The organism is Metasolibacillus meyeri (genome assembly GCF_003049505.1).
GTDB lineage: Bacteria > Bacillota > Bacilli > Bacillales_A > Planococcaceae > Metasolibacillus > Metasolibacillus meyeri.
This window is the reverse complement of sequence record NZ_PYWN01000023.1, coordinates 1-24,552: the sequence shown is the minus strand read 5'-3', so window position 1 is coordinate 24,552 and position 24,552 is coordinate 1. Positions and strand designations below refer to the sequence as shown.

At 38.8% G+C, this 24,552-nt stretch carries 28 protein-coding genes and 1 riboswitch; of the genes, 6 read left to right on the top strand and 22 right to left on the bottom strand.

Annotated features, from left to right (window positions below; genetic code table 11):
* Positions 1 to 9: 9 nt before the first annotated feature.
* The 5 genes from C9J34_RS03310 to C9J34_RS03290 are packed head-to-tail and all read right to left on the bottom strand — an operon-like array spanning position 10 to position 2,016.
* Entirely contained in the window at positions 10 to 567 is a 558-nt protein-coding gene (locus tag C9J34_RS03310) for a sulfurtransferase TusA family protein (RefSeq protein ID WP_107838436.1), read from the bottom strand.
* Positions 564 to 875, bottom strand: coding sequence for a rhodanese-like domain-containing protein (locus C9J34_RS03305; protein ID WP_107838435.1), 312 nt, complete (start codon positions 873 to 875; stop codon positions 564 to 566). Before C9J34_RS03305 ends, C9J34_RS03310 begins: the two co-directional genes overlap by 4 nt.
* Before the next feature lie 5 nt (positions 876 to 880).
* Positions 881 to 1,228, bottom strand: a complete 348-nt coding sequence (locus tag C9J34_RS03300; protein ID WP_107838434.1) for a rhodanese-like domain-containing protein — start codon at positions 1,226 to 1,228, stop codon at positions 881 to 883.
* Between the two features lie 11 nt (positions 1,229 to 1,239).
* A complete protein-coding gene (locus tag C9J34_RS03295) occupies positions 1,240 to 1,722 on the bottom strand; it encodes a DsrE/DsrF/DrsH-like family protein (RefSeq protein WP_193768875.1) in 483 nt (160 codons plus the stop codon).
* A gap of 54 nt (positions 1,723 to 1,776) precedes the next feature.
* The gene (locus C9J34_RS03290; RefSeq protein ID WP_420799113.1) at positions 1,777 to 2,016 is read right to left on the bottom strand and encodes a metal-sensitive transcriptional regulator; all 240 of its coding nucleotides are present in this window, start codon (positions 2,014 to 2,016) and stop codon (positions 1,777 to 1,779) included.
* A 117-nt stretch (positions 2,017 to 2,133) separates the two neighbouring features.
* On the opposite strand from C9J34_RS03290, the gene C9J34_RS03285 reads away from it, so the two are divergent.
* The gene (locus C9J34_RS03285; RefSeq protein ID WP_107838431.1) at positions 2,134 to 2,493 is read left to right on the top strand and encodes a rhodanese-like domain-containing protein; all 360 of its coding nucleotides are present in this window, start codon (positions 2,134 to 2,136) and stop codon (positions 2,491 to 2,493) included.
* 176 nt (positions 2,494 to 2,669) lie between these two features.
* Here C9J34_RS03285 and C9J34_RS03280 read toward each other — a convergent pair whose 3' ends face one another.
* From C9J34_RS03280 to C9J34_RS03230, 11 genes are all read right to left on the bottom strand, one after another.
* Entirely contained in the window at positions 2,670 to 3,233 is a 564-nt protein-coding gene (locus C9J34_RS03280) for a hypothetical protein (protein ID WP_107838430.1), read from the bottom strand.
* A gap of 197 nt (positions 3,234 to 3,430) precedes the next feature.
* Positions 3,431 to 4,246 (bottom strand): metallophosphoesterase, encoded by an 816-nt coding sequence (locus tag C9J34_RS03275; protein ID WP_107838429.1) that lies wholly within the window; start codon positions 4,244 to 4,246, stop codon positions 3,431 to 3,433.
* Positions 4,247 to 4,326: 80 nt separating this feature from the next.
* Positions 4,327 to 4,617: a hypothetical protein gene (locus C9J34_RS03270; RefSeq protein ID WP_107838428.1), complete on the bottom strand. Its 291-nt coding sequence runs from the start codon at positions 4,615 to 4,617 to the stop codon at positions 4,327 to 4,329.
* 163 nt (positions 4,618 to 4,780) lie between these two features.
* Positions 4,781 to 5,671, bottom strand: a complete 891-nt coding sequence (locus C9J34_RS03265) for a nuclease-related domain-containing protein (RefSeq protein ID WP_107838427.1) — start codon at positions 5,669 to 5,671, stop codon at positions 4,781 to 4,783.
* A 161-nt stretch (positions 5,672 to 5,832) separates the two neighbouring features.
* Positions 5,833 to 6,243: a Na+/H+ antiporter subunit G gene (locus C9J34_RS03260; protein ID WP_107838426.1), complete on the bottom strand. Its 411-nt coding sequence runs from the start codon at positions 6,241 to 6,243 to the stop codon at positions 5,833 to 5,835.
* Positions 6,221 to 6,505: a Na(+)/H(+) antiporter subunit F1 gene (locus C9J34_RS03255; protein ID WP_107838425.1), complete on the bottom strand. Its 285-nt coding sequence runs from the start codon at positions 6,503 to 6,505 to the stop codon at positions 6,221 to 6,223. Before C9J34_RS03255 ends, C9J34_RS03260 begins: the two co-directional genes overlap by 23 nt.
* On the bottom strand, positions 6,505 to 6,987 hold the full coding sequence (locus tag C9J34_RS03250) for a Na+/H+ antiporter subunit E (protein ID WP_107838424.1): 483 nt from the start codon (positions 6,985 to 6,987) through the stop codon (positions 6,505 to 6,507). Before C9J34_RS03250 ends, C9J34_RS03255 begins: the two co-directional genes overlap by 1 nt.
* A gap of 14 nt (positions 6,988 to 7,001) precedes the next feature.
* Positions 7,002 to 8,483 (bottom strand): Na+/H+ antiporter subunit D, encoded by a 1,482-nt coding sequence (locus tag C9J34_RS03245; protein ID WP_107838423.1) that lies wholly within the window; start codon positions 8,481 to 8,483, stop codon positions 7,002 to 7,004.
* Positions 8,476 to 8,814 (bottom strand): Na(+)/H(+) antiporter subunit C, encoded by a 339-nt coding sequence (locus C9J34_RS03240; protein WP_107838422.1) that lies wholly within the window; start codon positions 8,812 to 8,814, stop codon positions 8,476 to 8,478. The genes C9J34_RS03245 and C9J34_RS03240 overlap by 8 nt, the downstream gene beginning before the upstream one ends.
* A 1-nt stretch (position 8,815) precedes the next feature.
* Entirely contained in the window at positions 8,816 to 9,238 is a 423-nt protein-coding gene (locus tag C9J34_RS03235; RefSeq protein WP_107838421.1) for a Na(+)/H(+) antiporter subunit B, read from the bottom strand.
* Positions 9,228 to 11,630: a Na+/H+ antiporter subunit A gene (locus C9J34_RS03230; protein ID WP_107838420.1), complete on the bottom strand. Its 2,403-nt coding sequence runs from the start codon at positions 11,628 to 11,630 to the stop codon at positions 9,228 to 9,230. The genes C9J34_RS03235 and C9J34_RS03230 overlap by 11 nt, the downstream gene beginning before the upstream one ends.
* 603 nt (positions 11,631 to 12,233) lie before the next feature.
* Between C9J34_RS03230 and C9J34_RS03225 the strand changes: the two genes are divergently transcribed.
* On the top strand, positions 12,234 to 12,920 hold the full coding sequence (locus C9J34_RS03225) for an adenine nucleotide alpha hydrolase family protein (RefSeq protein WP_107838419.1): 687 nt from the start codon (positions 12,234 to 12,236) through the stop codon (positions 12,918 to 12,920).
* A gap of 261 nt (positions 12,921 to 13,181) precedes the next feature.
* On the opposite strand, the gene C9J34_RS03220 is transcribed toward C9J34_RS03225, so the two are convergent.
* Complete coding sequence (locus C9J34_RS03220) at positions 13,182 to 14,387, bottom strand: MFS transporter (protein ID WP_107838477.1); 1,206 nt, start codon at positions 14,385 to 14,387, stop codon at positions 13,182 to 13,184.
* Between the two features lie 71 nt (positions 14,388 to 14,458).
* On the opposite strand from C9J34_RS03220, the gene C9J34_RS03215 reads away from it, so the two are divergent.
* Positions 14,459 to 15,160, top strand: coding sequence for a YetF domain-containing protein (locus tag C9J34_RS03215; protein ID WP_238600548.1), 702 nt, complete (start codon positions 14,459 to 14,461; stop codon positions 15,158 to 15,160).
* Here C9J34_RS03215 and C9J34_RS03210 read toward each other — a convergent pair.
* The 3 genes from C9J34_RS03210 to C9J34_RS03195 form a co-directional block, all read right to left on the bottom strand.
* Positions 15,157 to 15,855, bottom strand: coding sequence for a CBS domain-containing protein (locus C9J34_RS03210; RefSeq protein ID WP_107838418.1), 699 nt, complete (start codon positions 15,853 to 15,855; stop codon positions 15,157 to 15,159). The genes C9J34_RS03215 and C9J34_RS03210 overlap by 4 nt on opposite strands.
* Positions 15,856 to 16,858: 1,003 nt before the next feature.
* Positions 16,859 to 17,272 (bottom strand): protein-tyrosine phosphatase family protein, encoded by a 414-nt coding sequence (locus tag C9J34_RS03200; RefSeq protein ID WP_238600547.1) that lies wholly within the window; start codon positions 17,270 to 17,272, stop codon positions 16,859 to 16,861.
* A 12-nt stretch (positions 17,273 to 17,284) separates the two neighbouring features.
* The gene (locus C9J34_RS03195; RefSeq protein WP_420799112.1) at positions 17,285 to 18,223 is read right to left on the bottom strand and encodes a carbohydrate kinase family protein; all 939 of its coding nucleotides are present in this window, start codon (positions 18,221 to 18,223) and stop codon (positions 17,285 to 17,287) included.
* A gap of 139 nt (positions 18,224 to 18,362) precedes the next feature.
* Here C9J34_RS03195 and C9J34_RS03190 point away from each other — a divergent pair, with 139 nt between their 5' ends.
* Positions 18,363 to 18,923, top strand: coding sequence for a GNAT family N-acetyltransferase (locus tag C9J34_RS03190; RefSeq protein WP_107838414.1), 561 nt, complete (start codon positions 18,363 to 18,365; stop codon positions 18,921 to 18,923).
* Positions 18,920 to 19,822, top strand: a complete 903-nt coding sequence (locus C9J34_RS03185) for an EamA family transporter (protein WP_107838413.1) — start codon at positions 18,920 to 18,922, stop codon at positions 19,820 to 19,822. Before C9J34_RS03190 ends, C9J34_RS03185 begins: the two co-directional genes overlap by 4 nt.
* 25 nt (positions 19,823 to 19,847) lie before the next feature.
* Here C9J34_RS03185 and C9J34_RS03180 read toward each other — a convergent pair whose 3' ends face one another.
* The gene (locus tag C9J34_RS03180) at positions 19,848 to 20,240 is read right to left on the bottom strand and encodes a YkvA family protein (protein WP_107838412.1); all 393 of its coding nucleotides are present in this window, start codon (positions 20,238 to 20,240) and stop codon (positions 19,848 to 19,850) included.
* 158 nt (positions 20,241 to 20,398) lie between these two features.
* On the opposite strand from C9J34_RS03180, the gene C9J34_RS03175 reads away from it, so the two are divergent.
* The gene (locus C9J34_RS03175; protein ID WP_107838411.1) at positions 20,399 to 22,264 is read left to right on the top strand and encodes a tetratricopeptide repeat protein; all 1,866 of its coding nucleotides are present in this window, start codon (positions 20,399 to 20,401) and stop codon (positions 22,262 to 22,264) included.
* 150 nt (positions 22,265 to 22,414) lie between these two features.
* Here the strand turns inward: C9J34_RS03175 and C9J34_RS03170 are convergent, their stop codons facing one another.
* Positions 22,415 to 23,878, bottom strand: a complete 1,464-nt coding sequence (locus tag C9J34_RS03170) for an amino acid permease (protein ID WP_107838410.1) — start codon at positions 23,876 to 23,878, stop codon at positions 22,415 to 22,417.
* 79 nt (positions 23,879 to 23,957) lie between these two features.
* Positions 23,958 to 24,138, bottom strand: a riboswitch (Lysine riboswitch).
* Between the last annotated feature and the right edge of the window lie 414 nt (positions 24,139 to 24,552).

Sequence of the window (24,552 nt, the reverse complement as noted above, 5' to 3'; positions counted from 1 at the left end):
TTATTTTTATTAAAATTTTTTCTCTAACTCGCCTTGCCACTCCACCATCCCGGGTAACACATTGTAAACCTTGTCGAATCCTGCACTTGCTAATTTTTTGGCTGCTAAATCACTACGTTTCCCTGTACGACAAATAACATAAATCGGCTGTTCCTTCTTTAGCTCATGCATACGTGTATCTAACTCGCCTAATGGAATTGTTTTTGCTCCTACAATATGTCCAAATGCATACTCCACTTCCTCACGCACATCTAAAACAATGCCCTCTGTTAAGCTAAGCAATTGTTCATTTGTAATCGTTTGTGCAAATGGCGTTTCAGCAATTTCCTCATTGGAGCATTTGCGTAAATAATGATAGAGAACATCTTCTTGCTCTATCGTTCCAATATATTGGTGTCCAATCGATTGTGCCCATGCTGCTAAATCAGCTATTGAACCTCGATCCGTTGCCTGCACCTCTAAAATTTGCCCATCGACTAAATCCACCATCGCTTTTTTCGTGCGTACAATCGGCATAGGGCATGCCAATCCCTTTGCATCAATTTGTACATCTGCCTTTATCGTCATATTGTCTGCCCCCTCTTAACAATTCCTTGCCATGCTTGCATCCCATCTGCCATATTCGTTACATCGTAGCCTTGTTCTTGTAAAAATGCTGTAGCCTGCCCACTACGTCCACCAGAGCGACACACTACAATATAGGGCGTATTTTTATTTAGCTCCTGCATACGGAACTCTAACAATCCTAATGGAATATGGTGTATTCCTGGAATATGTCCCTCATGCACTTCAGTAACCTCTCTTACATCAAGCAAATGCAATGCTTCACCAGCCTCCATACGTTGCTCTACTTGCTCTGCTAAAATTCTCTTCATTTTAATCACCCTCTCCACACATTCATGCCACCACGAATATTTGTAATATCTTGATAGCCTAATTTTTTTAATTGCTTACATGCCTGGGCACTACGCATACCACTTTGACAAATAACGAAAATCCTCTGATCCTTTGGCAACTTAGAAAAATCTGTACCGAGCGGCATATTTTTAAATTGCTGAATATGTCGCCCTTTATATTCAGCAGGTGTACGCACATCAATAAATAATTTGTCACGGTCGTTGACAATTGTCGCAAGCTCTTCTGTAGAAATCGTTTTTACACCTTTTGCAGGCATCATCCGCCATACTAAAAAGGCGACAATCACTGCGAAAATAATAAAACCCGTCATGTTGATACCCCCTATATAAACAAATTGACATGCCCTTGCTCAGCATCCGCCAAATAAGCAGCTACACCTGCATAGTGCACACCATCTAAAAGCTCCTCTTTTTGAAGCCCTAATAAATCCATCGTCATCGTACAAGATACAAGCTTAATATCCTGCTCCTGCGCCATATCAATAAGCTGGGTCAATGTTAAAGCATTATGCTTTTTCATTACATGCTTAATCATTTTTGGCCCCATGCCGAGCATTTGCATTTTCGATAAACCAAGCTTTTCAGCACCACGGGGCATCATACGTCCAAACATTTTTTCTAAAAAGCCTTTCTGCACTTCGACAGACTGTTGCTTACGCAAGGCATTAATACCCCAAAACGTATGAAAAATCGTTACTTCATGGTCATAGGCAGCTGCCCCATTGGCAATAATATACGCCGCCATCGCCTTATCATAATCTCCACTAAACAAGACAATCGTCGTCCTTTTCTTTTCCATTGTCACCCTCCACATACCCCTATAGGTATTATTTTTTATAAAATAGAAAGCCGCGTGAAACTAACGGCTTTTTACTAATAAACTAACTGCCTCTTGAATGGATGCATTGACTTCCTCTGTATTATCGCCAGCCTTTTGCACACATTCAACGAGGTTTTCACTCACTATGACACCGATTGCCCGATCTACACCAGAGCGTACCGCTGACAACTGTGTAATGACATCTCGGCAATCTTTCCCTTCCTCCATCATACGTAGAATACCACGCAACTGTCCCTCCATGCGTTTGATGCGATTCATTACTTTTTGATCATATGTCACTATACAGCACCTCCAGCCATTGACTTATTGTTGATGTCACCTATAATATACCCCATAAGGTATATTGTCAACAAAAAACTTAAGAGGAGGATTTTGATGAAAAAATTTTTGCTAGGGCTTGTTCTATTATTGATTTTAAGCGCTTGTTCTAGTGCTAGCTATGAAACGATTTCATTGGATGCTATTGCTTCCTATATAGAGCAAGGTTATGAGGTTGTAGATGTTCGTGAGCCTATTGAATACGGGGAGGGGCATATTCCTAATGCGATCAACCTGCCACTATCTTCATTACAGCAAGGTCAGCTTTCCCCATTGGAGCAGGGACAAAAATATATTATTATTTGTCGTAGTGGCAATCGTTCACAGGTTGCAAGTGATATTTTACATGAAGCAGGATATTCCATCGTCAATGTATCTGAAGGAATGTCTTCTTGGACAGGTGAAGTAGAATACTGAAGAAAAAGCTGTATGAAAAGTAAAAAATACTACTTCTCATACAGCTTTCACTATTTTACTCATGATTAAAATCTTTTTGACCCTCTACTTAAAGTTATACGCTGTCACAATCGGCTCTCGCTGCTTCATACAAGCAAATACCTAAAAAGACGTCTGCAACATTTGTACAAGATATATTATTCATTCACAATGATTTCATTCACTAGCGCACCATGCTTCTGCGCTCGATTAACGATTTCTTGCACAGTCGGATAATCTACTAACCCTGCTTGTAAAAGCGTTATGGTAGATTCATCATTAAAGATGAGCATAATCGTGTCCTCACGCTCACGATCAGTTGTTTTTTTTGTATAATCAACTTGGACAATTTCATTCCATTCATATTGCTTTTTCCCTTTTAGCCAATGCGAGCTTTCAATCATATCTGTTTCGATATAAATATAATGTTTTGTTCCACTAATAAATAAAAATAAAAACGCAATAATAGCAAAAACGCCTAAGCCTATTTTAAAAGCTCGTTTTTTCAAAAAATACATTGCTACTAAGCTCGCAACAACAACCGCAAATGCCGAAGCATATACAGTTAAGCTCCCTGGTAGTGGCACAAAAACAATTTTATGTACATTATCATAAAATGTTATTGCAATAACAAGTGGTGTAAAAATTACAATAATTGGCGCAATCAATGCAAGTGCAATCGCAAATATTACATAAATTGTTCTTTTTTCTCGGTGTACCATCCTAATCACTCCATCTCAATTCATTGTATAGTTCATATACGAATTAAAGACACAAAAGTTTCAGAATATTAAAATATATGGAGTGAAAGGAAAAATTATGGACTAATGTAGAACAATTGCTGTCTAACTATTTGCCAAGCATTACTTAAACATATATATGGCCCCAAACAGTAAAAAAACCGTAGGGAAAACCCTCCCTACAGTTCCTTTAGCTCTACTGTTACAATCTCTGGCAAATTAAAAATACGATACGGCACAATACTATTCCCCAACCCGCGGCCAACAACCATTGTTGTCTCTTCACTCTCATACGTTCCAGCCGTATATTTAGGGAAATACCCCTGCCCTGGAGCAACTAGGCCGCCAATAAACGGTAGACGAATTTGTCCACCATGTGCATGCCCCGTAAAAACAAGATCAATAGCATTGTTGACATATGTGTCAAAACGCTCTGGACGATGTGATAACAGTAATGTCAGCAAATCCTCTGGCATATTAGTAAGGGCTTCATCCAACATCTCCTGCGTTGTATAGCCCATCAGTGGGTCTTCAATTCCTGCAATGATGATTTGCTCTCCGCTTCGCTCTAGCATCACAGCGCTGTTCGGCAACACTTGTACCCCTAGCTCTGTCAACACCGTATAAATTTCCTGCATCTTCCTCGTTGCTACTTCATGATTGCCTAACACATAATACACATCCGCAATTTCCACAAAACCTCTTACAGCATCCAAACTATTTTCTAAATGATAGCGATTGCTATCAATTAAATCTCCAGTAATGAAAATAGCATCTGGATTGGTAGCCCGTACTTTTTCAATCAGTCGCTCTTGTCCCTTACCAAAAATCGCATCATGCAAATCCGTTACCTGCGTAATACGGTAGCCATCAAAACTTGCTGGCACACGCTCTGATTCATAAACGTGCTCTGTCACAACAAGCCATTTGTTATTCACCTGCAAAAAAATATAAACGACAACAATTAATACGATTAATTTTGCTAACTTTTTCAACCTTCACCGCTCAATTCATTATTAATTATGCAACAGCTCACTTTCAAAACTTGTCCGTTCGCTGAGGACTCTATCTGGATTCAATAAATCGCTGAATCCAGATAAATCATACCACTTTTATTAATGATATTTATATGTTTTGGTATATTTAAATATAATATTTGTGGTCCGTCATTTCGGCTATAGGATCCTCGACTGCTTTCATAATACTCTTCTAATTGCCATATGTCTAACATGACAAGGTTATAAGTCACTCTATTTTCTATTTCAACAATCGATAGTACATTATTTGCAAAGCTAATTTGACATGAAATATCTTTTAACACTTCTTTGCCTCTATATTTTTTCATGATGTTTTCACATTGAATCAAAGCTATTCCCCCCTCTGCATCTTTTGAATGAGTGCTAATAATTCCTCATCTTTAGCTAACGATTTCTAGCTTTCTGAGAGTTATGAGCGATTTTCGACTGTTTATGATCACTTTCCTTCTAGTTATGATCACTTTTTTGCCTATTATGAGCAATCTTCCATTTTCACCAGCGCCATTTATAAACAGTTGCTCGCTTTGTACCTACTGCAACCAAATTCGCTGATTGCAACAACCGCTTCGCTATATGCCGATCTTTCACCCTAATCAACTCACACGCCTCACGATTAGAGATGGTTTCCTTTACAAACATAAACCACTCCTTCAATGTGGCAATATGTGCTTGCTTATCCTGATGCCCACATCTCGAACAGTGCCAGCTAGCCCTTTGATACCGCATCGCAAAGGATCCGCAAACACAGCGTACGCCTGACTTTACTTCGTGTACTTTCACTTGCCATCTTGGAAATAATGGGTAACGTACAAACTTATAGCGCTCGCTTTCAGCTTGGAGCAACGCCACAAGCCTTTCACAATCATCTTTCGTTAAAATTTTAGGAAAACGCGCCTGTTGTTGCGCATAAAATGTAGGGACCATTGATAAAAATAATAGAGGTAAACGCTTTGGGGATTTCACAATTAAAGGGTAACTTGATGTTGTCCAGACGACCGCACCGATTATAGGTATTTCAATACCGTACTGCATAAGCCACTGCTTGAGTAGATACATATTGCGTTCGAGCTGCACTTCGGGGCTTTCGAAAGTAGACGTTATGCCATCACGCACTCGCACTAGCCTCGCGGGATTTTCTTCGAAGGATAATTCACCCGTAATATTTTTGCTTTCAAGTATGAATAGAAAACGTTCTGTCACAATGAGGCAATCTATTTGAAATTTGCTAACTGCCTGTAGTGAAATATCAAATAATATATCCTTCGCTAAGCGGTAATTGTCGAATAACCGCCGAAGTCGCGCTTCTCCTGCATGTCCAGCTTGAATTGCCCTCCATTTCATTTCTACAAATTCTAAGTTATCCACAATGAAACGATTTAACATATATTCTCCTCCTCTTTTCCACAAAGTTATCCTCAAATACAAAAGTTATTCACATAAAAAATAGTAGATTCATAAATAATTATCCACAATTAAAATTTTACGACATCATTCTACAAAAAAACACCTACTTCGCAAAAAAGTAGGCGCTTGATTGTGGATAACTATTCTTTTTTCTCAAGTTTGATCGATAGTTCCTCGCTATGTTCAGATACAGTCGTCTCATCGCCGAAAAGCACAGGCTTCAATAAATCTTCACCAGATCCTTCAGCGAGTGGCACACGTGAACGGTATGCGGCACGACAAACAAGATGCCCTGCAACTGGCGCTGTAATGAACACGAAAATAATTCCTAAAATCAAACGAATACTGACATAGCCATCATGGCTCCAAAAGTAAATAAAGGCTCCTGAAAGGCAGGCTAATACTGATAAAGTGGCGCTTTTCGTTGCGGCATGTGAGCGTGTATAGACGTCTGGCAAACGAATCATCCCAAATGCACTGACGACGCTAATAATAGCACCAAACAAAATCATCAACACCGCCACCCACTCAACGATTTGACTTACGTTCAACGATAACACCCCTCTCAATATATTTAGAAAATGCTATCGTACCGATAAATGCTAAAATACCCAAAATTAAAATCGCCTCTAAAAAAGCTTTCGTATTCAATAAAATTGAAACAATGGCGATAGAGGAAACCAAATTGACACCTATTGTATCAAGCCCAATCGCACGGTCTGGCATAGATGGTCCTACAATTACACGGTAAAGGAGAAGTGCTATCGCAATCATAAATAAAACGAGCGAAATAAGTAAAATTTTCTCAATCATTAACGTGTCACCTCCATAATTGCCCTCTCAAATTTACCAATTGAGCGCAGTAATGTTTCTTTTGATTCCTCTATATCCATTGCATGGATGTAAAACATATCGCCATTTTCTGTCACTTCCATCACAACAGAGCCAGGGGTTAGCGTTAATAGTATTGCTAGCACTGTAATTTCCCAATCTCCGCGAAGCTCTGTGCGATATGTAATAATACCAGGGGTAATTTTTAATTTCGGTGTCATCACTTGATGAATAACGGCGAAGCTCGATAAAGTAAGCTCACGAATAAACAGCATCATTAGCTTAAATACTTTAATGACACGACGCAAATAAAACTGTGTACCGAAAAAGCGATGCATCGCATATAGAATAAAGATTCCGACTAGAAAACCAGCTACAAATGTAGGAAAGCCTGCAGTAGGATCGTCCTTTAATAAAAACCATAGCGTTGCGATAAATAAATTTAAAATAAACTGACCGAACATAGTACGCCCTCCTTCTACTTAGCTCCTAGAATTGCTTCAATATAAATAGCTGGATTTGCTAAAGTACGTGCCGCATCCTCTACATATATCGCAATTCCCTCTGCCCCTAAGCCAAGTGCTACAATACAAAGCGCCAACATCACAAACGATGCCATCGCTGCTTTTGGAATAGGCTTTTTGTCTTCTTCACTGACAGACGTTTCCCCGAAAAATGCTGCTAGGAAAATACGAAGTAAAGAGTATAGTACAATCACACTTGAACCAAACCCTATTGCTAATAAAACATAAAAGCCACCTTCCACTGCCTGCTGACCAATTAATACTTTCCCGATAAAGCCACTAAGCGGTGGAATTCCTGCTAATGCACACATCACAATAAAGTAAATCCAACCGAATAAAGGATAGTTTCGAATTAACCCATTCATATTTTTTATAATAATTTCGCCCGTTAAATAAACCATCGTTCCGACAATTAAAAACAGTAATGCTTTGGCAAACATATCATGAATTAAATAATAAATTGCCCCTGCAAAAGCTTGCTCTGTCCCAACGGCTAGTCCAATCATAATAAAACCAACACCGATAATGACATTATAAGCAGCTATTGTACGCACATCGTGACCTGATAATGCACCTAAACAGCCAAGCACAATTGTAATACCTGCCATCACACCGATTAACGTATGCGTTACATCTGTATTCAATGGGAACATTAGCGTGAATGTGCGGAACAATGCGTAAATCCCGACTTTTGTTAAAAGTGCTGCAAACAAAGCTTGGACAACTGTTGGCGGCGCACTGTAAGAGCCTGGTAGCCAGAAAAATAGGAGCAAACCAGCTTTTAAACTAAAGACGATTAAAAATAAAATCGCAACCGTCGTTAAGACAGGATCTTGCCCTACTTCTGCAACACGCACGGCAATATGTGCCATGTTTAATGTTTTTAAGGTACCGTATAAATAAGCTAAGGCCACTAAGAACATCCATGAAGCCACTACATTAATCAGTACATATTTCAATGATTCACGCAGTTGAAACTTCTCCCCACCTAACGCAACCAGCACATAAGAGGCTAACAGCATTACTTCAAAGCAGACGAATAAATTGAAAATATCACCTGTTAAAAACGAGCCGTTTACCCCTGCGATAAGGAACAATACGAATGGATAAAAATACATTCGTTCATGACGTTCACCAATTGTTGAAAAGGCATAAATTAAACAAATTGCTGTAATAATATTCGCTGTCAAAACAAGAATTATGGAAAATGAATCTGCTACGAATAAAATACCAAATGGTGGCAGCCATCCACTGAAGTCGATTTTCATAATGCCATTTGCCTGTACTTCAAGAAGCAAAATAAATGCTATTATACTAATCGCAATAACTGTTACTAAGCTAACAATGCGCTGTAAACGAATATGATGCCGTAAAAAAACAAGGAAAATCGCTGTAACGATAGGGATAATAAGTGGTAATACAATAATATTATTCATCAGATGATCCCCCTAGCTTGCTGAAATCATCTGTTCCATTCGTGCTGTACATACGGTATGCCAAGACTAATACAAACGCTGTAACAGCAAAGCTAATAACAATGGCTGTTAAAATTAAAGCTTGTGGAAGCGCATCTGTATATGGTCCATCTGATTGACTTAACAGCGGCACGGCTCCCTTTTTCAAGCCACCTACTGACAAAATAAGCAAATGAACTGCATGGGATAAAACAGCAGTGCCTAAAATAACTCGAATAACAGTACGTGAGAGGATTAAATAGGTCGCTACTGCAACGAGAATTCCTACTAATATAACAATTAAAGACTCCATACTATTCATCCTCACTTATACTTAAAATAATCGTCACAAGCGTACCAATAACTGTTAATGCCACACCAGCTTCAAAAATCATCACTGTAGATAAATGCGTTTCACCTAACAGTGGAAAGTTGAAGTAACGGTCCGCTTGCGTTAAAAATGGTACATCGAAAAAAATTGAAACAACCGCAGTTCCTGTGGCTAACAAGACACCAAATGCCGCCACTTTTTTAAAATCAAACGGCATACCCTTATGCACCGTTTCAATATCATATGTTAAATAAAGTAAAACGACAGCCGAGCCGAGTACAAGGCCACCAATAAAGCCTCCACCCGGCGCATTATGCCCTGCAAAGAAGAGATACACACCGAGCGTTAAAATAATGAACACGACCGCTTTCACGACGGTGCGCAAAATAACATCATTAATTTTCAATGTCCGACTCTCCCTTCTTGGCTTTTAACTTAATCAACGAATAAATACCTAAACCAGCGATAAATAACACAACAACCTCAAGCATCGTATCGAATGCTCGAAAATCACCTAAAATCGTATTGACGATATTTTTCCCGCCAGCCAAATTGTAGGAATCCTCAAAATAAGCCGAAATTGGCTCAAATTTTTCGTAATGTAAAACAGTTAGTCCGACAAGTGTCACTGTTGCTCCGACAAAAATCGAAATCGTAGCTTTCGAAAATTTCACTGCACGCGACACATTTTCCTTCGTTAAATCAGGTAAAAACTTAAAGCACAATAGGAATAATGCTGTTGTTACAGACTCTACAACAAGCTGTGTCAACGCTAAATCTGGTGCACGAAAGACAACAAAGAAAAAGGCAACAGAGTAACCAAGTACACCGTTTAATAGCACAGTGGTAATACGTCCTTTTGCAAATAACAGCGCGACAGCAGCAAACACCATAATGAACAGTAAAATAAGCTCATAATACTCCACAGCGGAATCATTTGCTGGACTCCAAACAAATGCATCACTCAATACAAAATAGCCTGCCACAATGGAAACGAATATAACGTAAATATAAATGAAATAGTATGTTAAATTGCCATTCATATATAAACGAGTAAACCAGCCAGATTTCGACTCACTAAAGCCAATGATGCGCTCATAGTAAGCATTTAATGTATACTTTTGCGAGAATAGCTGATACACCGCACGCCATTTTGGTAATGAGCGATATAACAAAACGCCAATAATGATGACACCGATTGTCATCAATAGCTCCGTACTCAAACCGTGTAACGCGCTAATCTTCATCGTCAGCTCATCTGCTGGGAAGGTAGGGTAAATACTTTGCATTGCTGGCGCTAAAATATAGTGCCCTAAAATATTTGGGAAGAAGAAAATTCCAATAACAAAAGCCACTAACACAAACGGCGAAATCAACATGCCGATTGGTGCTTCATGTGGTGGCTTTTCCAAGCGATCTGGTTGAAGCTTGCCGAAAAATGTTCGACCCACGATAATGACACAATAAACGAACGTGAAGACACTTGCCGTCCATGCAACAACTGGGAATATAAAGCCAAAGCTCTCAACAGAAAAAATATTTAACTGCAAAATATCCACTGTTGCTTTAAAGAACATCTCTTTACTTAAGAAACCATTGAACGGTGGTAAACCTGCCATCGACATACTTCCGATAACAGCAATTGTAAATGTAAACGGCATTAAGGCCATCAGTCCACCAAGTCGGCGAATATCGCGCGTCCCTACCTCATGGTCAACAATACCGACCATCATAAAGAGCGCTCCTTTAAATGTTGAATGATTAATTAAGTGGAAGAGCGCAGCAAAAGTTGCCTGCGTATAAATTAATGATTCTTGGCTGTAGCCAAGTGCATGTGCAGCAGAGCCAAGACCAAACAGCGACATAATCAAACCAAGCTGACTAACTGTAGAGTACGCTAGAAGTGCCTTTAAATCGAATTGACGTACCGCATTAAATGAGCCCCAGAACAGTGTGATGATACCAACGCCAGCCACCGTCCAAAACCACACTTCATGCCCGCCAAAAACAGGTGACATACGGGCAACTAAATAAATACCTGCCTTTACCATCGTAGCTGAGTGCAAATAAGCACTAACAGGTGTTGGTGCTTCCATTGCATCTGGCAGCCAAATATGGAATGGGAATTGCGCTGATTTTGTAAAAGCGCCTAAAAGGACTAATAGCATGGCTGGAATAAATAACGCATGCTCTTGAATCATGTCTACATTAGCAATTAATTCGCGTATGCTAAATGTTCCTGCAATCGTATATAAAGTTAAAAAGCCTGCAAGCATGGCAACGCCACCTGTTACAGTAATCGTCATCGCTTTGCGTGCACCAGCACGTGAAGCTTTACGATGGTGCCAGAAGGCAATAAGTAAAAATGACGATACGCTTGTCAGCTCCCAAAATGCATAGAGCACCATTAAATGATCTGAAAAAACAACGCCTAACATTGCTCCCATGAAAAGCAATAAATAGCAATAAAAGTGGTGAAGTGATTCCTTCGTTGATAAATAAAAAATTGAGTACAAAATGACTAAGCTACCAACACCAGTAATAAGCAAGCTTAAAATCATGCTTAGCCCATCTAAATAGGTTGTAAAGCTTATGTTAAAAGAGGGGATCCACTCATAAGTTTTTGTAAATGTTTGTCCATCCGCTATACGAGGGATATATGTAGTTAATATACTAAATAAAACGACTGGTATAGTTAGTACAAGCCAGCCGATATGTACTTTTTTTAGATGCTTATATATAAACGGAATAGCAGCCGCCATTATAAACGGTAAAAGTATTGCAAGTTCAACAATCATACGCCAAAACCTCCCAAATTCAAACTAATGCACTATAATAATGGCTACATAATCTTTAACAAAAGCTTTGCTAAAAAACATATTTTTTATCCATTAATATTTTGACAATTATAACTTAAAGCAATTTGTTACCAATTCACTTGACTAACGGTACAACTCATAGCATAATAGTGTGTCATAAAGAACACAATTATTTCAGTCAAAATGATATTTTAATACACAGTGCCCTTAACAAGTCAAAAATGCATCATATAAGAAAAGTATACAATAGAATATGACAGAATGCACTGTAATGGCTTCGATATTCGCTCATTTATCTAGATTCAGTAGAAAATTAAGTGGCAATATAAATGCTAAATTAGTATTTCATTCAGCAGGTGCTTAGCCACTTGCTGATAAAGCGGTACTCAGTTTAAGAGTACGACGACTGAGTGACCCACACCGTTTTGGCTCAAAGCCTCTAGCGGATGTCACATATTTTGAAATCGTGAATCCGAAAAAATCTTGACTAAAGTTAGCCAGGGCGTAATGGATACTAGGTTTTTCAAAATGGATGACTTGAGTGTCGTGTTTACAAATATAATAAAGAGGTGCAAAATCATCATGAAGCATGTTAAAAGCAGAATGGACGAAAGTATTTTAGTTTGTGTGTATTACGGACTTAATGGTGAACGTCTAATCCGTCGAGGACATAAGCTCGCGACATTACTTGACTGTCCTCTATATGTTTTAACAGTTGATGCCAAGCCAATCGACGCCTTCGATGCAGAAAAATCAGGTTACATTGAGCATTGGCAGCAATTGACGAATGAATTAGAAGTTGAAGAATTTATTATCCGTGATAACGAAAGACTACCAATCCACAAAGTTATTACCGAAGTAGCTATGCAACACAATATTACACAAATTATTGTAGGGCAAAGCGCGCAAAGCCGCTGGGAGGAAATCACAAAAGGTTCCTTCTTAAACGTCTTATTGCGTGAGATTCCATTTGTTGATTTCCATATCGTCGCTGTAAAACGTCCAACAGAGGATGAATCATTTGATATTTACGAAAAGGGTGTTCGCGCTTACTTAATTCGTGACAACGAAGAATATAAAGTAGCCTTCACTTGTCCAAAATTCGCCTCTATTGAAGGAATTTTCTTCAAGGAGATTGGCACTGATTTCGACAATGGCATTTTCAAATTCACTTATGAGCGCAAAATGAATGAATTGGACATCGTCGAAGGGGTAGTAACAAACCCTCATGTCATTCCATTAGAATGCAGACCATCATTAACTCGTTAAACACAATAGGGCTGTCTAAAAAGCAGGCTAGCGCGCCTCTTTTCAGACAGCCATTTGTTGTTTTGTTATTAAGTACTTTAAAGCCTTCGTTTCAATTTTCAAACTCAATTCCTTATTGTTCAGAAGTGATTTTAACTTTTTAGGTAGCCTCTTAGTGTTTTCTTTCTCCTTAACACTTTGAAGATGTTTATCCAATATATTAATATCTCCTCTATTTATCCCCGCATTAACGAACAGTATTTTTCCTATATTGAAAACGATTTATATAGCAACATTCATCGCTTTATCCTTCGGCAAGAAAAACGCCACAAGCAACAAGACAGATAAGCAAGAGACAGCTATAATTGTCGGTGCAATGCCGTATAAATCCATTAGCTTACCTGTTGCAACCGCACCAATTGCCCCCATGCCAAATGATAGACCTACCGTTAGTCCTGCCATCGTGCCAATTTTAGTTGGCACAAGCTCCTGTGCATAAACAACCATTACAGAGAAGCTAATCATAAGCAGCGTACCAATCACGATTAACAACACAAGCACAAGCCATAATGGTACATATGGTAGCACTAAGCAAAATGGTATTGGTACGACAACTGATAGCACAATCACATTTTTACGTCCAATTCGATCGGACAAAGGACCTCCTAAAAATGTCCCGACAACACCGCAAGCCATAAAGATAAAAATAAAAACTTGTCCAACTGGAATCGTTAATCCATACTCTTCCACTAAGTAAAATATATAAAAGCTCGTCATATTTGTCGTATAAAAGGAGCGCGCAAAAATAATAATAAGCAATAATGCCAACGCCATTGTGACTTGCTTCTTCGTCAATGGTGGTAGAGATGAAATCAACTGACGCTTGACCTTTGATAACTTCTCTTCCTCTAGCTGTGCCTTATACCAGCCTGCAATTTTTGTCAGCATCGCAATACCAATTGCAGATAAGGCTAACACAATGGAAGCCCCCTTCATACCAAATGGTAACAGAATAAAAGCGCTAATCAATGGTGCTAATGCTTGCCCAGAGTTGCCTCCTACTTGATAAATTGACTGTGCCAAGCCGCGCTTCGTTCCAGCAGTCATATAAGACACACGTGAACCTTCAGGGTGGAAGATGGCTGAACCAAGTCCTAAAAACAAAACAGCTACTAAAATCACCCAGTAGCTATGCGCTAAAATAAGCATCGCTACACCGATAAAGGAGCTAATCATACCGATTGGTAAAGCGTATGGCATCGGCTTTTTATCTGTAATAAACCCGACAACAGGCTGTAAAACGGAAGCAAACATATTCAACACAAAGGAAATCAACCCTAATTGTGTAAACGTTAACCCTAAACCATCCACTAAAAGTGGAAACATCGCAGGTACAACAGACTGCATTGTATCGTTAATTAAATGGCAAACACCAATTGCAACCATCATTGCATAAATAGGTTGGTTATATTTTTCAGTTGTATTCATAAATTCACGCTTTCTATGCTTGTATAGCATACATACTTTTCGCTCATGCTATGTACTAAGGAGTGATACACATGGACTTAGGCGAGATTAATTTTTGGGAAATGATGTTCCGCACAACGGTTACTTTTATTGCCCTGCTCATTTTAGCTAGAATTATCGGCAAAAAGCAATTGAGCCAATTAACGTTTTTCCACTATACAACAGGCATCACCTTTGGCTCTATCGCAGGTGAAATATCCTCTCAAAAAGAGACTCCTTTTTGGGACGGTATGATTTCCCTTATTTGGTGGTCCATTTTAACCATTTTACTGAGCGCTATTGCTTTAAGATCCTCAAAGGTACGTGTAATTGTTGATGATAAGCCTATTATCCTTATCCAAAATGGTGTGATTTCTGAAAAAGAATTAAAAAAAGCCCGACTTCATTTAGATGAATTAATGATGTTGTTACGTGAACAAAGTATTTTTTCCATCAATGAAGTTGCCTACGCCATTTTTGAAACAAATGGGGAGCTCAGTGTCATGAAAAAGCCATCCTTTACTGGTGCGACTAAAAAGGATACACAGGCTAATTTAACCCCTCCACTCTGTATGCCAACAGGGGTTATTTCCAACGGACATATTATCCATCATAACTTACGTCAGCTCGATTTAACGGAAGAATGGTTACTAAGAAAGCTTCGCAATAAAAAGATTGATGCGGTCGAGCATGTTCTTTTTGCACAAGTATTAGAAGACCACTCTCTTTATGTAAGCTTAAAAGAAAATGCTTAATCTACTTTCATAATATCAATAGGCGTCACCATACCAATTAGCTTTTGGTGCGGGCGACCATGCTCTGTAATCAGGAGCGCTTCATAACGTTGCCCGCGCTCCACCCCTTCTTTGAAGATTTCCTCCGCCTCATAAATCGTCATGGACTTGCTAATAAACTTATAATTTTTAAGCTTTTTTTCATGAAATAAAATATCCTGCAAAGTCACATGTTTTGACCAATTTTCTTTTCCCATAGATGTAGCAAGCCAATTCGTTATACCAACCGTCGTAATCAACCCTTGAAATTGTTGTCCTGTATATACAGGAAATTGCGTATATTTGCGCTTACGAATAATTTTCAGCATATATGTAAGTGAATCTGTTGTCTGAAACATGGTTACACGTTTACGAAATAGTTGTCCAACCAGCTTCGGCTTCGCCAATGCCGTGTCAATTGCCTCGATTTCTTCAACAACCTGTATATGTGGCTCGGCTATAACAAATTCAATTGATGTCCGATGATGCACAATGGCATTGCGCAAATCTGCATATGCACGTAAATCATCTTCATATTTTTGTACAAGTGGATTTTTTCTACGTGCTCTGTCAAGCAGACGATAAAAGGGCATAAACTCTTTTACATCAGCAATTTCACGCAATGTATGATCAATCCGATTAAATGCAGTTATAAAACGATCCGAGTTCGTAGACATTTAGTTCCTCCTTACTCTATATAATTATGATATATTATAGTCTTCATTTTCGGATTTTGAAATATCGTGATTGAAAATACAAAAATACCAGACACCCTTGTTTACATGAATGTCTGGTATTCCACTTTAATTAGAATAAATTTTATGAGTTCATGGTAGCTTTGTATCAATAGTAAATCCATTTATAGATACTTCTAAAACCTAAAAACCTTTGTCCTCTATTTCAACTTTAGAGTTACTCATCATACAATACATTCACTTTAATTGGAATAACACTACATCGAAACCTGTAATGCACAAATACATTTTTTCATTTTTTTGGTATGATATATATAATTTTAAAATTGGAGGTTAAGAAATGCATTTTACAAATAAGAAAAAATTATTATGGGCGAGTATTCTTATTACTCTTGTCTCAATATTTCTAGTATCTTTTCAATCTAATAACTTTGGAGCGCCCTTTCAATTTGTGAGATATATAGGCGATAAAGAGTTACCTACAGCATTTTCCTTATTTAACTCAAGCAATATTACTCAAATAGATTTCAATATACTTTATTTTTCTATAAACATAGCATTAATCTACTTTATATTATTTTCTTTCAATAATATAATTGTTTTATTAAAATCAAATAATCCGTCATAAGTAATTTTTGAACAGGAAAGACCGAGATAGCAATTGAACTATCTCGGCCTCCATTTAACACATTTATCCACTCTTCATGTATAGACCTAAAAATAATGTGTGCCTTTTAAATACAGCGCTCTAAAATTGACCATGAAAAACAGCCAAAACCCATTCAGAAGAAATTTTCCGCCACTCCTTCAACAATACAAGAGAGACTAAAAACAAAGGTTAACTGGCTCAATATACCGTATGTCATGTTACATAGTTACCTCTGAAGAAAAGGAGCCGTCTTAGCTAAAATATTAACTAAAAAATTCCAACAGAACAGTAGTTATCAGTTTTAGTTAGCAATTTGACATACGTATGTCTCTCTTACTATTTATACAACTTCTCCAATGCCTCGCGCATATTTGGACGAATATTTACAGTTTGTCGCATTTCCTTTACAAGCTGCTCTGCACTCTCCAAATCATTCGCTAGCCCAAGCTCTACTAGTACGGCTGTCGCCATCACGCTTGCTCTGCCATTGCCACTACCGCAATGAATATAAATATTTTTTCCAGCCTCATACGTTTCTTTAATACCTGTTGCGCCCGCCTTAATGCTTCCAGCTAAATCCTGTTCAACAATTGGAGAACACATAATTGGACATGTTGGCACTTCTCCGTCCTGTACAGCATTCATACGAACATCATAGACGATATCAATATTTTCTGCTTCAACAGCACCCTTGGCATCTGCTACACCACCAAAGAAAATACGCCCTTTCACTAATTCATCGTAGCTCATTGTCAGCCTCCACTATAGTAAATTTTTGATTTCCTCATATTGTGGTAACGCTGTTAATGCACCTGGTTTGGTTGCTGCTAATGCACCTAATTTATTACCAAAAGCAACACATTCAGTGATTTCCTCTAGGGTTGTAGGCAAACCATAATAATGCACATAGCGCAATACTCCTGCCATAAACGCATCACCAGCACCTGTTGTATCAACTGCTGTCACCTTTTCTGCGGGCACATGAATCGTTTCACCATTTAATATGGCATAAGAACCCTCTGCCCCAACTGTAATTAAAATAATTGGCACAAGTAAAGAATCAAGTGCTTCAATACCATCCTCAATCGTTTCTGTTTCCGTTAAGAAAAATAGCTCCTCATCCGTCAGCTTTAAAATATCCGCATCCTCAAAAAAGCGGGTCACTGTAGCGCGACAAATTGCTTCACTTTGCCAGCGCAATGGACGAATATTTGCATCGATTGCAATAATTGCACCATGCTCCTTTGCTAGCTCTACGGCCGCCACAGTCGTCGCCAGTGCTGTTGGGTGAAACATCGTACCTGAGCAAACATTAAAAATAGAGGCACGCTTAAATGCTTCTAGCTGTAGCTGCTCTCCCGTTACTTGCAAATCGGGTGTTTCATCTATATAATCCTTAAAAATACGCTCGCCATTAGATGTTAAATGCACATACACGCCACTCACACGCTTTTCTGGCACATATACGGCATAATCCAAATTAACACCCTCATTTATAATTTCATTGCGAACGAATTCAGATGTTTCATCATCACCTGTAATCGTAATTAACGCGGACGGTGCACCGATACGGCTAATTCCTGCTGCCACATTAATCGTTGCGCCACCTAAATATTTTGTGAATGTTGTATTCGTTGTATCATCTGCAATGTAATCAACAAACGAATCCCCATAAATAAGAATAAAATCTTTATTTGCCAACCTTCTAACCTCCGACATTTTGCTTACTTTAGATTACCATGAAAACATAGCTATCATAAAGTGTTAAAGTATTTCGATAACTAGAAATCACAGGTAACTTTGATATACTTCTATATAGATGAGAAAGGAAGCGAATACAATGGAAATTTTAATTCAACAAGCACAGGTAAAAGATGCTGCACATATCGCACCATTAATTTATGATGCAATTGGTGATATTGCACATCGTTTAACTGGAGAAACGGAGGAACAAGCCGTATTAGCTACACTAACAGAGCTTATTAAACGTACAGACAACCGTCACAGCTACTTATACACATATGTTGCAAAACAAGAGGATACACTTCTTGGCATTGCAGTTTTATACGATGGATTAACAGCAAAAGAGCTGGATGCCAATTTAGCAGCTTGGTTGCAAGCGAAAAATGCCTCTACAATTATTGATGCTGAGGCACATGATGATGAGTTTTACATCGATACGGTATGCGTCACACCACATGCACGCGGTTTAGGCATTGGTACAAAGCTATTACAATTTGCGAAGGAGCAAGCAATTGCAAAAGGTTATACAAAGCTCTCCCTCAATGTGGAACTGGAAAAAGACAAAGCACGCGCTTTATATGAACGACTTGGCTTCACTATTACAGAGCCATGGACAATTATCGATGAGCCCTTCCACCATATGGTTAAGGCTCTATGAGAAATTTAATTTTTCCTTTAATGATTGTCATTGCATCAAGTAGCTATGGTGTTTTATCGACAATTATTAAAGTAGCTATGCAGCATGGCTTCACTGCGGCCGAGGCGGTTACAGCACAATATATGGTTGGCTTTTTCCTTGCACTTGTGCTGTTTATCGCTACACAACGTTCTTTGCCGAAGCTCAATAAATCGGGTGTTATTTTCTTAACACTCGCTGGGATATTGACTGCTATAACCGGCTCTATTTATGGACAATCCTTGAACTATTTGCCAGCGTCACTCGCTGTCGTTATGCTATTCCAATTTACATGGATAGGTTTGTTTATTGATTGCGCCTTAAAAAAGCGACTACCAAGCCGCGCTGAAGCGATTTCACTTATTTTTTTAATCATCGGAACTATTTTGGCAGCTGGTGTTGTTGACGTCGATTTATCAACGATTGCTTGGCAAGGATGGGTGCTTGGTTTACTATCCGCTTTAAGCTTCGCACTATTTATTCAAGTAAACTCACGTCAAGTTGAAGGAGTCACAATGATTTCACGTACTTTCCTTGTATCACTTGTGGCACTTATTGTAATCATTTTTGCATTAACACCTGAAATTTTATGGAATGGTCAATTATTCGGAGCGGGTCTTTGGAAATTTGGCTTAGCCCTCGGTATATTCGGCATTATTTTGCCAATTTTATTATTTTCCATTGCCGTACCAAAAGTAGGCGGTGGTCTTGCTTCTATTTTAAGCGCTATGGAGTTACCTGTAGCTATTTTAGCCTCCATGTTTGTACTGAAAGAAGCGCTATCCATCCTGCAATTTGTTGGTATTGCTCTCGTATTAATTGGGATGGTCTTACCTTCCTACCTATCAATGAGAAAAGGAGCTGCTCAGAAGGTCGTGTAAAATACGAACCTTCCTGCAGCTCCTTTTATTTTAATTCATCCGCTGAATAGTCATAATGTTCACCAAATGTCTTTTTCAAAAACTGGTGTGCCTCTTGCTTCGTATCATCCGTAATGGATGAATAGACCTTTGCTAAAGCGGCTGTAATTACAAAAACATCATCTGTCAAACCAACGAATGGTAAAATATCTGCAATTACATCAAAAGGTAAAATAAAATAGCCAAGTGCCCCTAAAATAATCAATTTATTCGCCTTTGACATATCAGGGCTTTTCACAGCAAAAAATAATGTGCTCGCGGCATGCATTGTTGACATACCTAGCTTCAAACCCGTTGCCTTTACCTTTGTTAAAAATTTATCATTAGAAAAATACTTGTCCTTACCAGCAATCATTTCTTCTAATTGGAATTTACTCATAGCTAGCCTCCTCATATTTAAAAGAAAAAGTACTACAAAGCCCCTGCAAGTTTGTAGCCCAAATGTAGTACTTGTCTATATCTACGAATCGCCTGAAAAAAAGTTTCAACACTATTGTGCTTTCTGCCCGATAAAAAATAAAAGAAGGAGTGATTAGCGTGTATAAATTTGAAGAGCTTTCATCTACTTTAAGTGCCATTCCAAGCACACATCAGCCCCTCATATTAGCGTTGCAGCAAGCTGCTACAAATGTGAATGATTACCCACCGCGCTCTTTACAGCATTCAAATGAAGCGCTAAGTATCATTGTAAAGGATGTGTACGAAAAAAAGATGCGGCAGCCAGTTGCACATATTGCACTACGCACTTTATTAAAAAATAAAACGTTTATATCCAAAATTCAGCCGAGCCGTATTTATTTATTAATGAATCTCGCCCATCAGATGACAACGACACAAGCAAATTCAAAAATTGATGCAAAAACAGCTCAAATTGTTTTGGATTATATAATAGATATTTGTGGATGGTATTTAAGCGAACTAAAGGAAGGAGAAGGGTTAGCCTTCTCCGCTGTTCATCTTAAACAAAATAGCGAAGATTCTAACGAGAACTTTGAAGCAATGACTCGATGGTTTTTAGTAGCTGCTACTGCTGGTGATGCCAGCGCTCAATACAACCTGGGCGTTCTTTATAATCATGGAAAAGGCGTGACTCAAAACTATGAAGAGGCTGTAAAGTGGTATTCCTTAGCAGCTGCACAAAATGAAGCTGATGCACAATATGCGTTAGGCGTACTGTACGAATTAGGGCTCGGCATACAGCAAAATTATCAACGTGCTGCAGAACTTTATGAGCTAGCCGCTCAAAATGGGAATGCCGATGCACAATACAACTTAGGATCACTTTATAATCATGGAAAAGGCGTCGAACAAAATTATATCGAGGCTGCTAGATGGTATCAGCTAGCTGTAAATCAAGACAATACAAGCGCGCTCAATAATTTAGGCTTCTTATATCATAATGGCACAGGTGTAGAGCAAAATTTCCAACAGGCAGTCAACCTATTTTCCAAAGCTGCTATGGCAGGCGATGCAAGCGCCCAATACAATTTAGGCTATATGTACAGCAAGGGTCGTGGTGTTGCTACTAACTTTAAAGAGGCGGCCAAATGGTTTTTAAGTGCAGCCCTACAAAGCCATACAAATGCACAGTTCCAACTCGCATTGTTATACCGAACAGGCAATGGTGTCGAAAAAAACATTGATGAGGCACTTAATTGGCTACTACTTGCAGCGAACGCAAATCATACAAATGCTCAGTATACACTTGGGCTGATGTACAAGCTACAAAACAACGACAAGCAAGCAATTGACTGGCTCTCAAAAGCAGCAGCTAACGAGCATGTTAGTGCCTGTTATGACTTAGCTATGCTCTACCAAAAAATCGATAGCGAAAACCCACTTATTATGAAATGGTTAAAACGTGCCGCAGTACGCGGAAATGCTGACGCACAATTTGAAATAGGCATTCGTAATTTGCATAATCAATCCTATACAGAGGCACTTAATTGGCTACAAGCCGCAGCCGAGCAACACCATATTCAAGCAGAATATGAGCTAGGATTACTATATGAACAAGGACTTGGTGTCGAGAAAAACTATGACGAAGCCCGTCATTGCTATCGCTTAGCTGCTGAACAAGGTCATATGCTAGCCCAATATAAATTAGGCAATATTTTCGACAAAGGCTTAGGGGTTGACATTGATTATACAGAAGCTGCTAAATGGATTGTACTCTCTGCCTCTAAAGGCTACCCGAAAGCACAATACCAGCTAGCACAAATGTATATGAAAGGTGAGGGCGTCACACACGACTATGCTGAAGCAGCCAAATGGTATCGACGAGCTGCTTTAAACGGTCACATAAAAGCTCAATTCCAACTAGGCATGCTTTACAAAAAAGGACTTGGCGTCGCACAAGACTATACTGAAGCAACATATTGGTTGAAAAAATCAATCCAATAAAGCATTATGGGGGCTTCCTGATATAGCTCCGCTTTCGATACAGATAAAATAACTCTCCATAGAAAAGATGACTACTTATATAACACAAGATACCTCTAAAGCTATTTCAAAATAATTCTATGAAAAATGCTGGGCCTGTGCCCAGCATTTCTATTTCTCCACCTTTAAATCACACTCATCCAACCGAAGAAGCTTTGTTTTATATTTAATTTTATACCCTGCCCATAATAACACAAACAACGGAATCCCAATATATGATACAAGAATGCCATACCAATCGATTTCGTTCCCCATAAATGCTGTGTAATTTTGGCCAAGCACAACAATTAAACAAACTGTCAGTGCAAATAATGGACCAAATGGGTACCAATTTGCCTTATAAGGCAGTATGGATAAATCCATACCTTGTACAACGAATGCACGTCGGAAGCGATAATGGCTATAAGCAATGCCCAACCAAGCAATAAATCCTGACATCCCTGAAGCATTCAATAACCAAATATATACGACTCCATCACCAAAGAAGGAAGCTAAAAAGGCTAAACTACCAACAGCTAATGTTGCAATCAATGCATAAATTGGAATCCCTCTGCGACTTAGCTTCATGAAAACCTTCGGCGCTTTTCCTTCTACAGCTAGCTGCCAAAGCATACGAGATGCCGCATAAAGCCCTGAATTACCCGCTGATAACATCGCTGTCAAAATAATCGCATTCATCAAAGACGCCGCTACAGCAATCCCTAAACGGTCAAACACTAAAGTAAATGGCGATACCGCAATATCCTCAGACAATAAACGTTCATCCGTAAAGGGAATCAACAACCCAATCGCTGCTATCGCTAAAATATAGAATAATATAATTCGCCAAAACACAGATTTAACAGCCCTCGGAATATTTTTCCCTGGATTATCCGTCTCACCTGCTGTTACACCAAGTAACTCTGTACCTTGGAACGAGAACCCTGCTGCAAGAAAAATACCAAAAGTAGCAAGGAAACCACCATGAAACGGTCCATCATTAATAAAAAAATTAGTAAAACCAACAGGTGCCTGCCCTCCTAAAATACCAAAAATCATTAAGAAGCTGATGATAATAAAGACAATAACCGTTGCCACTTTAATCATCGCAAACCAGTACTCACTTTCTCCATAGCTTTTCACAGATAAAAGATTAAAGCTGAGTACAATCACGATGAATAATACTGTCCAAATAGCTGATGAACTATTAGGGAACCAATATTTCATAATCAAGGATACAGCAGCAATTTCTGCTGCAATTGTAATTGCCCAGTTATACCAATAATTCCACCCTAGTGCAAACCCTAATGCTGGATCAACAAATTTACTTGCATACGTACTAAAAGAGCCTGATGTTGGCATATAAGCAGCCATTTCTCCTAAACTCGTCATTAAAAAATACACCATAATTCCAATCAAGGCATAGGCCAACAACGCACCTCCAGGACCAGCCTGTGCAATTGCACCTCCACTGGCTAAAAACAGTCCTGTACCAATTGTTCCTCCTAAAGAAATCATTGTAATATGACGACTTTTTAATGCTTTTTGTAGCTTCGGTGGCTTATTACCGAGCTGATTAATTTTAATATTACTCACTGTATAGCTTCCTTCCTAATTTTAAGACAAAAAAATACCATCACAAGACACTGTGATGGCTACATTCATCCTTAGTTTTTTCTTTGATAGCTCAACACGTTGCCTCAACAAACGTGACAGTTCTGCTCCTTTCGAATGCAGCCCCAGTATGAAGGTTACAAGTTCCTTCACACTTCGGCAATATTTCCTTTCCACTAATTTCATCAATGCTTGCCATTTCCATTAGTGTACTTTTAAATATCGCGACCTCTACCCCAATCAAACTTGAGGTTTATTATTAAATTTATAACGCATACTATCTTAACATAACAATTATTCATTTGCAACTTCAATTATACCTTGAGAATGTATTAGTAACTTTGACATTTATATCAGTAAGTTGCAGCGGTTCGTTGTTGCCAAGCAACGTTCTACTTTCACAGGAGGCACCCTCAACTACCATCGATGCTCCAACGCAGCACAGTTGAGCGGCGAATCTCTTTGTTGCCCACATCGCTTACGGTGCTCATGTACTCCGTACATTCTGCTCCGCACGCCTTGGCGCCTCGACCTCCTTGCTCAGCTGTGCTGCTTCATGTTTCATTCGATTGAAAGCGTTCATGATTGTTCATCTGCGATGGCGCGCCGAGCTGACCTTCGGTCTTTGGTAGTTGGGGCTTCCTTTTTACCATACA

Excerpts from the sequence above, each read along its gene's own strand:
- C9J34_RS03245 (WP_107838423.1), bottom strand. The coding sequence starts at position 8,483 with ATGAATAATATTATTGTATTACCACTTATTATCCCTATCGTTACAGCG.
- C9J34_RS03240 (WP_107838422.1), bottom strand. The coding sequence starts at position 8,814 with ATGGAGTCTTTAATTGTTATATTAGTAGGAATTCTCGTTGCAGTAGCG.
- C9J34_RS03185 (WP_107838413.1), top strand. The coding sequence starts at position 18,920 with ATGAGAAATTTAATTTTTCCTTTAATGATTGTCATTGCATCAAGTAGC.
- C9J34_RS03285 (WP_107838431.1), top strand. The coding sequence starts at position 2,134 with ATGAAAAAATTTTTGCTAGGGCTTGTTCTATTATTGATTTTAAGCGCT.
- C9J34_RS03250 (WP_107838424.1), bottom strand. The coding sequence starts at position 6,987 with ATGTTCGGTCAGTTTATTTTAAATTTATTTATCGCAACGCTATGGTTT.
- C9J34_RS03280 (WP_107838430.1), bottom strand. The coding sequence starts at position 3,233 with ATGGTACACCGAGAAAAAAGAACAATTTATGTAATATTTGCGATTGCA.
- C9J34_RS03310 (WP_107838436.1), bottom strand. The coding sequence starts at position 567 with ATGACGATAAAGGCAGATGTACAAATTGATGCAAAGGGATTGGCATGC.
- C9J34_RS03290 (WP_420799113.1), bottom strand. The coding sequence starts at position 2,016 with ATGAATCGCATCAAACGCATGGAGGGACAGTTGCGTGGTATTCTACGT.
- C9J34_RS03190 (WP_107838414.1), top strand. The coding sequence starts at position 18,363 with ATGGAAATTTTAATTCAACAAGCACAGGTAAAAGATGCTGCACATATC.
- C9J34_RS03210 (WP_107838418.1), bottom strand. The coding sequence starts at position 15,855 with ATGTCTACGAACTCGGATCGTTTTATAACTGCATTTAATCGGATTGAT.
- C9J34_RS03200 (WP_238600547.1), bottom strand. The coding sequence starts at position 17,272 with ATGAGCTACGATGAATTAGTGAAAGGGCGTATTTTCTTTGGTGGTGTA.
- C9J34_RS03215 (WP_238600548.1), top strand. The coding sequence starts at position 14,459 with ATGGACTTAGGCGAGATTAATTTTTGGGAAATGATGTTCCGCACAACG.
- C9J34_RS03230 (WP_107838420.1), bottom strand. The coding sequence starts at position 11,630 with ATGATTGTTGAACTTGCAATACTTTTACCGTTTATAATGGCGGCTGCT.
- C9J34_RS03255 (WP_107838425.1), bottom strand. The coding sequence starts at position 6,505 with ATGATTGAGAAAATTTTACTTATTTCGCTCGTTTTATTTATGATTGCG.
- C9J34_RS03180 (WP_107838412.1), bottom strand. The coding sequence starts at position 20,240 with ATGAGTAAATTCCAATTAGAAGAAATGATTGCTGGTAAGGACAAGTAT.
- C9J34_RS03305 (WP_107838435.1), bottom strand. The coding sequence starts at position 875 with ATGAAGAGAATTTTAGCAGAGCAAGTAGAGCAACGTATGGAGGCTGGT.
- C9J34_RS03265 (WP_107838427.1), bottom strand. The coding sequence starts at position 5,671 with ATGTTAAATCGTTTCATTGTGGATAACTTAGAATTTGTAGAAATGAAA.
- C9J34_RS03220 (WP_107838477.1), bottom strand. The coding sequence starts at position 14,387 with ATGAATACAACTGAAAAATATAACCAACCTATTTATGCAATGATGGTT.
- C9J34_RS03225 (WP_107838419.1), top strand. The coding sequence starts at position 12,234 with ATGAAGCATGTTAAAAGCAGAATGGACGAAAGTATTTTAGTTTGTGTG.
- C9J34_RS03300 (WP_107838434.1), bottom strand. The coding sequence starts at position 1,228 with ATGACGGGTTTTATTATTTTCGCAGTGATTGTCGCCTTTTTAGTATGG.